Genomic DNA, 10,163 nt, shown 5'->3' with positions numbered 1-10,163 from the left:
AGTGCGGATTGCCCGTGTGAAAGTAGGTAATCGTCAGGCTCCCCAGCAGCAAGCACAAACCCCACCTGACCCGGTGGGGTTTTTGCGTTTACGCGTGCATGAGAACCGCGCCCATCTCATTTCACGCGTACATGCGATTCGCGTGCCGGTTGCCGCGCCCACATTCCCCGAAAAACAGAAAGCGGCCGTGAAAGCGCCTCTCACGGTTCTTCCTCCGGTCTTCAGTTCTTCCCGACCCGCAACGCGTTCGCGTAACCGGTCAGCTCCAGATAACCCCGTCCCACCTCCGCACCTTCGCGACTCACCCGCACCGCAGCTTCCCGGTACAACGCGCCAGTCGATTGCCGCGAGTTCACCGACAAAGTCTCCCTGGTTCACCCCGCGCGACTCGGCTCGACTAAGCCCGCTTACGCACCTGCGTCTGATCCGGCCCGCCCGCGATAAAGCGGTCGAACCGTTCGCTCGCATCGGTGATGGCCCAAAGAGGCGCGCTGTGCAGTTGCCGGTCGTAAGTCGTAGCGATCGACGCAAAAAGCGCGAACCCCGCCTCGTCCAATCGCCACTCGCCAGTCTCCCGGCCGATATCGAACACCGCCGACACAGCGCGATCCGCCGCTCCGAGTTCTTCGCCGCTCACCGAACCGAAGCCCGACTCGACCAGAAAACCGGTCAGCAGCATGATCTGCGTGAGTGTCTGTGCGTCGGTCCTGCTGCCGGCGCCGCGGCGCAAGGCGTCGAGCGCCAGATGTACCCGCAACGCGAGCTCGTCGGCGATCTGCCGGGCGATGGGCAACAGCATGGCCTTGGCATGCCGCGCGCGCGCAACGCCAGTGTTGCGGGATAAGGGGATCGGTTGTGCCATGAAGGTCCAATGTTTATGCCTGTGCAGATGCAATAACGGCGCGCCCCGAAAAAGGTTGAGCCCTCGTTGTCCCTACCGCAAATCCATTGACCGAAACGCCGGCTGGCGGCTATATCCGCCCCAATCGGCGTCGCTCGGCGGCTCGACGCATCGTTTCAATTCACCTGATCGATGCCTGTCGGCCGCCCTTCATGGCACCGATGTGCCTCATCGAGAACCATGCTGTCACCCATGTCCCCAAGAATCGCCAAAGTGACCGTGCCACACCCACGTGAGCGAGACGCCAACGGTATCGAACTATTGCCGGTACCCAGCACGCACGTCCGACGCTCACCAAAACCGGCTCACTCCTCAACTCCCTCGTCCGATGGCGTCACACTACGCGCCCGAATCCGCCGACGAATCTCCGAATCCAGAATCAGACGCCCCCGCAGTTTGCCCTTCATCCGCTTTACGTAGCGCGGCGCTTCGGTCATGTGGATCACCATCAACTCACGCACCTTCTCGACGTCGCGCTCACGTGCCGCTTTCGTAATCGCCTTGTGAATCTTGACGTTCGCCTGACCGAACCGCTCATGTTCGGCTTGCGGCGTATCGTTACGAAACTCGATTAGCTGCCGGATCATTTCATTGATCAGCTCGCAACTGAAACGCAGAAACGGATTCGGATTCGCGGCTGCCAGAATGTCATGAAAGTTCACGTCTTCCTGACGTTGCCGCACGATGTCCTGGCCGCCATGCGCGGACGCCGGTCGATCGCAACACGCAATGCTCGCTTCGAGCGCGTCGAAGTCCTGTTCCGTCAGATGCGGTACAGCTCCCGCCGCGAGTTCCGGCTCGAGCAGCTTACGCACGGTGTAAATGTCATCGATCGAGACGTCCTTGAAGAACAGGTAGTTCTGTAAAAGCTGCAACGTGCGATCGAGCGGCACTTCAACCACCATGCCGCCGCCGCTCGGACCGGTCGTCACCCTGATCAGACCTTGCACCTCGAGCGACTTCAACGCCTCGCGGATCGTACTCTTGCTCACTGAGAAGAGCTGCTGCAGTTCCACCTCGCGCGGCAGCCGATCACCCGGCTTCAGGTCTTTCTCCGTGATGAGCCGCTTGATTTCCTCCGCAACCAGATCGCCGCGCTTTTGCTGCTTGATCTCGATCGCGGCGCCAGCCTTGGCTCGGACCATGGCCATATTCGATGCTCCCAGTTTGTCCTGCACGATCTTCGATCGACCCGCCGGCTACTTCACGGTCAGGAGCGACGCCCAGATACGGCCAGGAATTTTGCCTTATTGACACCCGAATTTATTGTACCTACGATCAAGTCCAACCTATTTATCATGATAAATAGAACAAAGCCGAAGAGGTGGAAAACTTCAAGGCGGCCAGCAAGCTCAAGCAGTCGTTCGCGTGGTGCGTGCAGTTTCGTAGCCGGTCAGTGCGTGTCTCTTTTCTAAGGAGCGTCATTTTGAATCGCCGAAATATGTTGAAGCTGGCCGCGTTGTCGGCCGTTCCGGGGACGTTGGGCTCGCTGGTCGCGCGAAGCGCGTTCGCGCAGGCCGGTACTGTGCAGTTCGCATGTCCGGTGCCGATGTCGGGACCGTTCGCCGCGAACGGCAAATACGCCGACCTCGGCATGAAGCTCGCCATCGAGCAGTACGGCAAGGTCCTCGGCCAACCGCTCGCATATACGGCGCTCGACACGGAAGGCAAACCCGCAACGGCGGTGCGTCGCGTGCAGGAAATCGCGCAGCAGAAGAACGCGCGCTTCTGTGCCGGCGGTATTCTGTCCTCCGAAGCATTGGCGATGGGCAAGGAAGTGCAGAAAGCCGGCGGCATTTTCATCACGACTGCGGGCGCGGACGAAATCACCGGCAAGGACTGCAACGCAGCCACGTTCCGCTGGTCGGTGCCGACCTACGGCGCGATCGAACAGACGGTGCGTCCACTGATCCAGACGTTGCCCAAAGCAAAACGCTGGTACACCATTACGCCGCAATATGTGTTCGGCGACGGGTTGCTGTCGGCAGCCAAGGCGATCTTCAAGGAAAAAGGCATCGAGCATGTGGGCAACAGCTACCACTCGCTCAACGAGAAGGAATTCAGCGGCTACCTGACGAATGCCGTCGCCGCGAAGCCCGACGTCCTGCTGATTCTGAACTTCGGCTCGCAGTCGTCCGATACGCTGCGCCAGGCCGTGAGCTTCGGCATGAAGAACAATTGCACGATCCTGATGGCGTGGGCGTCCGGCCTCGAGCAATTCGAATCGCTTGGTGCGGACCTGTGCGAAGGCGTCTATTTCGGCGCGCAGTATTGGCACGGCATCGATTCGCCGCTCAATCACGATCTCGTCAAGCGCGCCAACGCCGCGTTCAAGGCAAACCCCAACTACAGCCTCGCAGGTTCCTATATCTGCACGAAGATCCTGCTCGACGGCATCATCAAGGCGGGCACGGTCGATCCGAAGAAGGTGGTCACCGCGCTCGAGGGCATGAAATACGACGGTCTGACCGGTCGGGAGGAAGTCCGCGCAGGCGATCATCAGGTGCTGAAGAACTACTATCTGTTGAAGGGCAAGGCGAAGAGCAAGATGAAAAACGCCGACGACTACGCGGACATCGTGAGTTCCGGTCAGTCCTTCCTGTCGCTCGACAAGACCGGCTGCAAGATGACGTGACGCCTTTGTGCCGCCCACGAGCGTGGCACGTTCGTCGCGCGAGGCTGCATCGCGACACTTCTTCGCCATACCCATCAGAAGGACGCCATGAACGTTTATCTTCTGCAGATCGTCAACGGCATCGGAGTGGGGATGCTGTATTTCCTGCTCGCGGTCGGTTTGTCGATCGTATTCGGCCTGCTGCGCTTCGTGAATTTCGCGCACGGCGCGTTCTATCTGCTCGGCGCCTACTTCTGCTATCAGGCGATGCAGTGGTCGATGAGTTTCTGGGCCGCGCTGATCGTCGTACCGATTGTGGGCGGCGCGCTGGCGTGGGTCGTCGAGAAACTGATTCTGCGGCACGTTTATGCGCAGCAGCACGAGTTTCATATTCTCGTGACCGTCGGCCTCGCACTCGTCGTGCAGGAATGCGCGATCCTGGTCTGGGGGCCGCTCGGCGATAACGTCGCGGTTCCCGATATCCTGAACGGCGTGGTGATCTGGGGCAGCTTCGTGTACCCGAAGTACCGCTTGTTCGTGATCGGCATCACCGCCGTGCTGGCCGCGCTTTTGTGGTGGGTGCTGGAGGGCACGCGACTCGGCAGCGCGGTGCGCGCGGGCAGCGAATCGACCGAGATGGTGTCGCTGCTCGGTATCAACGTATTGCGCGTTTTCAGCCTCGTGTTCGCGCTCGGTGCCGCGACCGCTGCGCTGGCGGGCGTGCTTGCCGCCCCGATTCGCGGCGTCGATCCGTTTATGGGCATCGAGGCGCTCAGCGTCGCGTTCGTCGTGGTCGTGGTTGGCGGGATGGGCAATTTTCTCGGCGCGCTCGTCGGTGGTCTGCTGGTGGGGATCGTGCAAAGCGTGATGAGCACGTTGTGGCCCGAAGGCGCACGGCTGATGATCTACGTCGCGATGGCCGCGGTTCTCTTGCTGCGTCCGAACGGTTTGCTCGGGAGGGCCGCATGATCGACACTTCAAAGACCGCTGTGCAAAGCGTCCGCGCTTCATCGACGCGACAGGGCATGAAGCACTCGCTGCATCGCTATCGTTTTTTGCTGCTTGCGCTGCTGGTCGTGTGCATCTTGCCGCTGACGCTGCGCTCCGGATCGCTGGCCACGGAAGTGCTGGTGTTCGCGCTCGCCGCACTCGGCTGCAATCTGCTGCTTGGTCACACAGGTTTGCTATCGTTCGGGCAGGGCATTTTCTTCGGGCTCGGTAGCTATTGCGCGGGACTGGTGCTGACCAAAACCGCGTTGCCGGTGCCGGTGGCGTTGCTCGCGTCCATCATGATCGGCGCGGCCGCCGCCGCGCTGGTCGGCTGGTTTTCGATTCGCCAGCGTGGTACGTACTTCGTAATGCTGACGCTCGCGTTCGGCCAAATGTTCTATTTTCTCGCCTACACCACGCCCGATCTGACGGGTGGCGACAACGGCCTGCTCGACATTCCGCGTCCTGCTCTGGGCCTGTTTGGCAAAGTCGTCGTGCCGTTGACATCGCCATGGCAATACTACGGCTTCGTTGCGGTGTTATTCCTCGTGGTGTTCTGGCTGCTGATGCGCGTGTCGCATTCGATATTCGGCCGGACCTTGCTCGCGATTCGCGACAACGAAGCGCGTGCGGCCGCGGTAGGCTACGACGTCAAGCGCTTCAAGCTGATGGCGTTCGTGATCTCCGGCGCGGTCACGGGACTCGCCGGCGCGCTGCATGCATTGATGACCGGCATCGCGCCGCTCTCCAACATCGACTATCACACGAGCGAAATGATCCTGGTGATGACGGTGATCGGCGGGACGGCCAATCTGTTCGCGTCGGTATTGGGGGCGGCGTTCTACGTGCTGTTCGCCGACTGGCTTTCGACGCTGTGGCCACGCTGGCTGTTGCTGCTCGGCATCGTGTTGATCGCGGTCAGCCTGTTCATGCAGCGCGGGCTCTGGGGACTGGGCGAGCGCATCTGGCAAGCGCTGCGCCGCAAGCCGTCCGCCCAGGCAGACAACAACGCAGACAACGGCGCAAGCAAGGAGGCCGCATGAGCGAAGCCATTCTGCGAGCGAGCGGCATCGTGAAGCGCTACGGTAAATTCACTGCGCTCTCCGAAGTGAATCTGAGCATCATGCCGCGCACGGTGCATTCGGTGATCGGTCCGAACGGCGCGGGCAAGACTACGCTCTTTCACGTGTTGACCGGCACGCTGCCCATTACCGAAGGCAAGATCGTCTTCGACGGTCACGACGTCACGCATGAGCCTGACCATAAGCGCGTGCGCCGTGGCGTCGCGCGGTCGTTTCAGGTGACCAGCCTGTTTGCCAATCTGAGCGTGCGCGAAAATCTGCGGCTCGCCGCGCAAGGCGTCGACGCAGTGCGCGCGCTGAATGCGTGGACGCCGCCGCACGGCGCGCTCACACTTGCGGACACCCTCGACAGCGTGCTCGAACGACTCGCGCTGCAGCGTTTCGGCGACGCGTCGGCGGGCGCGCTGTCGCACGGTCAGCAGCGGCGGCTCGAAGTCGGCATGGCGCTCGCCGCGCGGCCCAAGGCGATCTTTCTGGACGAGCCGACCTCGGGCATGGGCATCGACGATCTCGACGAAATGAAGCAATTGATTCGCGGCCTGCGCGACGATTACACGGTCGTGCTGATCGAACACAACATGGGCATCGTGATGGACATCTCCGACACGATCACCGTGATGCAGCAAGGCCGCGTGCTGGTGGAAGGGCGACCGGACGACATCCGCGGCGACGAGCGTGTGCGCAGCGCCTATCTCGGCAACATGATCACCGGAGGCCGCGCATGATTCTCGACGTGCAACAGATTCACGGCTTCTACGGCAAGAGCCATATCCTGCAAGGCGTGTCCTTGCAGATCGGCGACGGCGAAACGATCACGCTATTGGGCCGCAATGGCGCAGGTAAGTCGACCACGCTCAAGGCGATTGCCGGCGTCGTCACGCCGCAGCGCGGCACCGTGACGTTCAATGGCGCGAAGATCGGCGGCATGCCGCCGCACAAGATCGCGTCGCGCGGCGTGTGCTTCGTGCCCGAGCATCGCGGCATCTTTCGTCTGCTCACGGTCGAAGAAAACTTGCGGCTCGGCGCACGCAAGGATTCACCGTGGCAACTGGACAACATCTACTGCATCTTTCCGCGTCTCAAGGAACGGCGCACGAACGGTGGCGCACAACTGTCCGGCGGCGAACAGCAGATGCTCGCGATTGGCCGGGCGCTGATGAATCACCCGCGTTTGCTGATGCTCGACGAGCCGGTCGAAGGCCTCGCGCCGGTGATCGTCGAAGAAATCGTCGCGCAGCTCAAGCTGATTCGCGAAGCGGGCGTCGCGATTCTGCTGGTCGAGCAGAACCTCGAAGTCTGCACGCAACTCGCGGACCGCCACTACATCATCGAACAAGGCGTGATCGTCTATTCGGGCGACAACGCGTCATTCTCCGCGGACGAGTCGATCAAGGACCGTTATCTCGGCGTGGGCGTCGTTTGACGCTTGCGTCGTCTTCAATATGAGGAAACATCGATGCAGGTTCATGAACCAACAACCGTCGCGACGCCCGCCGATCTGCGAGTCGACGGCGCGCGCCTCTGGCGCAGTCTCATGCAGCTCGCGCAGATCGGCGCCACCGATAAAGGCGGTGTGTGCCGGCTCGCGCTGACGGAGCTGGACCGCCAGGCACGTGATCTCTTCATCGCGTGGGCGAAAGAGATCGGCTGCAGCGTGCGGGTCGATGCGATCGGCAATATCTTCGCGCGTCGCGCCGGTTTGCGCGACGACCTGCCGCCGGTGATGACCGGCAGCCATATCGACACGCAACCGACGGGCGGCAAGTTCGACGGCAACTACGGCGTGCTGGCGGGTCTCGAAGTGCTGCGCACGCTGGCCGATGCCAACGTGCAGACGCTCGCGCCACTGGAAGTCGCGGTGTGGACCAACGAGGAGGGTTCGCGCTTCGTGCCGGTGATGATGGGCTCGGGTGTGTTCGCCGGCGCGTTCACGCTGGAGCATGCGCTCGGGCAATGCGATCGCGAGGGCGTCTCGGTGCGGGACGCGCTCGCGGCGATCGGCTATGCCGGTGAGAACGAAAAACCGCATACCGTCGGCGCGTATTTCGAAGCGCATATCGAGCAGGGGCCGGTGCTGGAAGCGCACGACAAAACCATCGGCGTAGTGCAAGGCGCGCTCGGCCAACGCTGGTACGATGTGACGGTGCATGGCATGGAAGCGCATGCGGGACCGACGCCGATGGCGTTGCGTCGCGACGCGCTGCTCGTCGCAGCGGATCTGATTCACGCGGTCAATCGCATCGCACTCGCTCACGCGCCGCATGGCCGTGGCACAGTAGGCTGGCTCGACGTGCATCCGAATTCGCGCAACGTGATTCCGGGCCGGGTGACGTTCACGGTCGATCTGCGTGCCGCCGACGATGCGACGCTCACCGCAATGGACAATGCATTGCGCGCCGCGTGCTCGGTGGCGGGCGAGAAGACCGGCATTGCGGTCGACGTCGACCAGGTCGTGTATTTCCCGCCGCAGCCGTTCGCGGCGGAACTGGTCGCGGCGGTGAAACAGGGCGCGGACACGCTCGGCGTTTCGTCGATGGACGTCATCAGCGGCGCAGGGCACGACGCAGTCTACCTGGCGCGAGTCGCGCCCGCAGCGATGATCTTCGTGCCATGCAAGGACGGCATCAGCCACAACGAAATCGAAGACGCGCGCGCGGATCATCTGGAAGCCGGTTGCAACGTGCTATTGCAGGCGATGCTGGACGCCGCGCTAAAAGTAGGGAGCGCAAACACATGAAGATCCTTATCGCACGGATGAATCACGAGACCAACACGTTCTCGCCGGTCGCGACGCCGCTGGCTGCATTCGGCCGCAACGGTCCGAGCTATGGCGAAGACGCGTTCAACGAAAACAAGGGCATGCAGACGGCGATGGCCGCGTTCATCGAGGCCGCCGAGCACGAACACGCCGAGATCGTGACGCCGGTGTCCGCGTCGGCGAATCCGAGCGGACCGGTCGAGGCCGCCGCTTACGATGCGATCTGCGACGCGATCGTGGCGGCTGCAACCGACTGCGACGCGGTGATGCTCGACCTGCACGGCGCAATGGTTGCCGAATATTCGAACGACGGCGAAGGTGATCTGCTAGAACGCGTGCGCGCATTGCTGCCGGATGCGCCGATCGCGGTCGCCCTCGATCTGCACGGCAACGTCACGCAGAAGATGATCGACAACGCCGACGTGATCGTCAGCTTCAAAACCTATCCGCACGTCGATATGTACGAGACCGGCGCGCACGCGGCGCGTCTGCTGTTCGAGCTGGTCCACGGCAAGACGAAGCCGGTGATCGCATGGCGCCAGCCGCCGCTGCTCACGCATACGCTGCGCAGCGCGACCGCCGAAGGCGCGATGAAGCGCGCGGTGGACGCGGCGCGCGCGGCCGAGGCCGACGGCATGCTGGCGGTGTCGGTGTTGTCCGGCTTCTCGCTGGCCGATATCGCCGGGCCGTGCATCAGCGTCGTCGTGGTGGGCAACGGCGAGCGCGCCCAGGCCGAAGCGGTGGCGGAGCGCATCGCCCGGCAGATCTGGGATGAGCGCGAAGATTTCGTCTATCGCAGCGCGCCGCTCGCGGAGTCGGTTGCGCAAGCGGCGGCGCTCGCGCAGGGCGCCGACAAGCCCGTGCTGTTGCTCGATCACGGCGACAACTGCATGTCGGGCGGCACATGCGACACGATGGATCTGCTCGAGGAAGCGTTGAAACAGAAGCTCGAAGGCATCATCAGCGGGCCGTTGTGCGATCCGCAAGCGGTCGCGGCGTTGATGTCGGCGGGCGTCGGCAGCACGGTGACGCTGACGATCGGCAACAAGGTCGCGAGCGACGCGTTGACGCCGCGTCCGCCGCTTGCCGTGACCGGCGTGGTGCGTGCGCTGACCGACGGCGAATACGTGATCAGCGGTCCGACTTACACCGGCCAGCGCGCGTTCATGGGACGTGCCGCGGTACTCGACACGGGCACCGTGAAACTCGTGATGACCGAGCGCACGCACGAACCGTGGGATCTCGGCGTGTTCGAGAGCGTCGGCATCGATCCGCGTCGCGCGCGGTTCCTGCTGCTCAAATCGCGCATGTATTGCCGGCCGGTTTTCGTGCCGATCGCGGCGGCGCTGGTGGAGTGTGATAGCCGTGGCGTGACGAGTTCGGATTACGGGCTGTTCGCATTCAAGCATGTGAAGCGGCCGGTTTATCCGCTGGATACGCGGACCGAGTGGCCGTCGACGAACTGAGAGAAGTACCCGCGTCGCTATAAAGAGCGGTTAGGGCTTGTGCCGCGCTCGCGGAGTCTCTATAATTCGCCGCTCTAAAGGCTCGTAGCTCAGTTGGTTAGAGCACCACCTTGACATGGTGGGGGTCGTTGGTTCGAATCCAATCGAGCCTACCAACGCATCAGTGACGTAGACGAAAGCGGTTCCGCTTTCGTCTACTGTGCTGTCAGTTTGTCCCTTCTGCATTGCCTCCCCTTCTTCGCCGCCTGATTCGTTCGCGAGTGCCGTTACGCGTTCACGCTTGTCCAATTGCGTCGTCTTTCGTTAATGCGCGGTACAGTTGAGCCTTCCGGTTTCGCAACTGAATAAACTG

Annotated in this window: 10 protein-coding genes and 1 tRNA gene; 8 read left to right on the top strand and 3 right to left on the bottom strand. The window is 62.4% G+C overall.

Annotation, left to right across the window (positions count from 1 at the left end; all coding sequences use genetic code 11):
- Window positions 1–221: 221 nt before the first annotated feature.
- From HV744_RS33330 to HV744_RS33320, 3 genes are all read right to left on the bottom strand, one after another.
- Window positions 222–356, bottom strand: coding sequence for a lipocalin family protein (locus HV744_RS33330; protein WP_425497896.1), 135 nt, complete (start codon window positions 354–356; stop codon window positions 222–224).
- A gap of 41 nt (window positions 357–397) precedes the next feature.
- Window positions 398–862, bottom strand: a complete 465-nt coding sequence (locus HV744_RS33325) for a hypothetical protein (protein ID WP_175153562.1) — start codon at window positions 860–862, stop codon at window positions 398–400.
- A 344-nt stretch (window positions 863–1,206) separates the two neighbouring features.
- Window positions 1,207–2,052, bottom strand: a complete 846-nt coding sequence (locus HV744_RS33320) for a FadR/GntR family transcriptional regulator (protein WP_175153561.1) — start codon at window positions 2,050–2,052, stop codon at window positions 1,207–1,209.
- Window positions 2,053–2,327: 275 nt separating this feature from the next.
- Between HV744_RS33320 and HV744_RS33315 the strand changes: the two genes are divergently transcribed.
- From HV744_RS33315 to HV744_RS33280, 8 genes are all read left to right on the top strand, one after another.
- Entirely contained in the window at window positions 2,328–3,536 is a 1,209-nt protein-coding gene (locus tag HV744_RS33315) for an ABC transporter substrate-binding protein (RefSeq protein ID WP_175153560.1), read from the top strand.
- 87 nt (window positions 3,537–3,623) lie between these two features.
- Window positions 3,624–4,484 carry a branched-chain amino acid ABC transporter permease gene (locus tag HV744_RS33310; protein ID WP_175153559.1) on the top strand — a complete coding sequence of 287 codons (861 nt, stop codon included), beginning with the start codon at window positions 3,624–3,626 and terminating at the stop codon, window positions 4,482–4,484.
- Window positions 4,481–5,548 carry a branched-chain amino acid ABC transporter permease gene (locus HV744_RS33305; RefSeq protein WP_175153558.1) on the top strand — a complete coding sequence of 356 codons (1,068 nt, stop codon included), beginning with the start codon at window positions 4,481–4,483 and terminating at the stop codon, window positions 5,546–5,548. The genes HV744_RS33310 and HV744_RS33305 overlap by 4 nt, the downstream gene beginning before the upstream one ends.
- Window positions 5,545–6,312 carry an ABC transporter ATP-binding protein gene (locus HV744_RS33300; protein ID WP_175153557.1) on the top strand — a complete coding sequence of 256 codons (768 nt, stop codon included), beginning with the start codon at window positions 5,545–5,547 and terminating at the stop codon, window positions 6,310–6,312. Before HV744_RS33305 ends, HV744_RS33300 begins: the two co-directional genes overlap by 4 nt.
- Window positions 6,309–7,010, top strand: a complete 702-nt coding sequence (locus tag HV744_RS33295; RefSeq protein WP_175153556.1) for an ABC transporter ATP-binding protein — start codon at window positions 6,309–6,311, stop codon at window positions 7,008–7,010. The genes HV744_RS33300 and HV744_RS33295 overlap by 4 nt, the downstream gene beginning before the upstream one ends.
- A gap of 33 nt (window positions 7,011–7,043) precedes the next feature.
- A complete protein-coding gene (locus HV744_RS33290; RefSeq protein ID WP_175153555.1) occupies window positions 7,044–8,324 on the top strand; it encodes a Zn-dependent hydrolase in 1,281 nt (426 codons plus the stop codon).
- Complete coding sequence (locus HV744_RS33285) at window positions 8,321–9,811, top strand: M81 family metallopeptidase (protein WP_175153554.1); 1,491 nt, start codon at window positions 8,321–8,323, stop codon at window positions 9,809–9,811. Before HV744_RS33290 ends, HV744_RS33285 begins: the two co-directional genes overlap by 4 nt.
- Before the next feature lie 78 nt (window positions 9,812–9,889).
- A tRNA-Val gene (locus HV744_RS33280) sits at window positions 9,890–9,966 on the top strand.
- Window positions 9,967–10,163: the final 197 nt, after the last annotated feature.

It is taken from the genome of Paraburkholderia ultramafica (assembly GCF_902859915.1).
GTDB classification, from domain to species: Bacteria; Pseudomonadota; Gammaproteobacteria; order Burkholderiales; family Burkholderiaceae; genus Paraburkholderia; species Paraburkholderia ultramafica.
The sequence above is the reverse complement of the archived record's forward strand: the minus strand, read 5'-3'. Positions and strand labels throughout refer to the sequence as shown.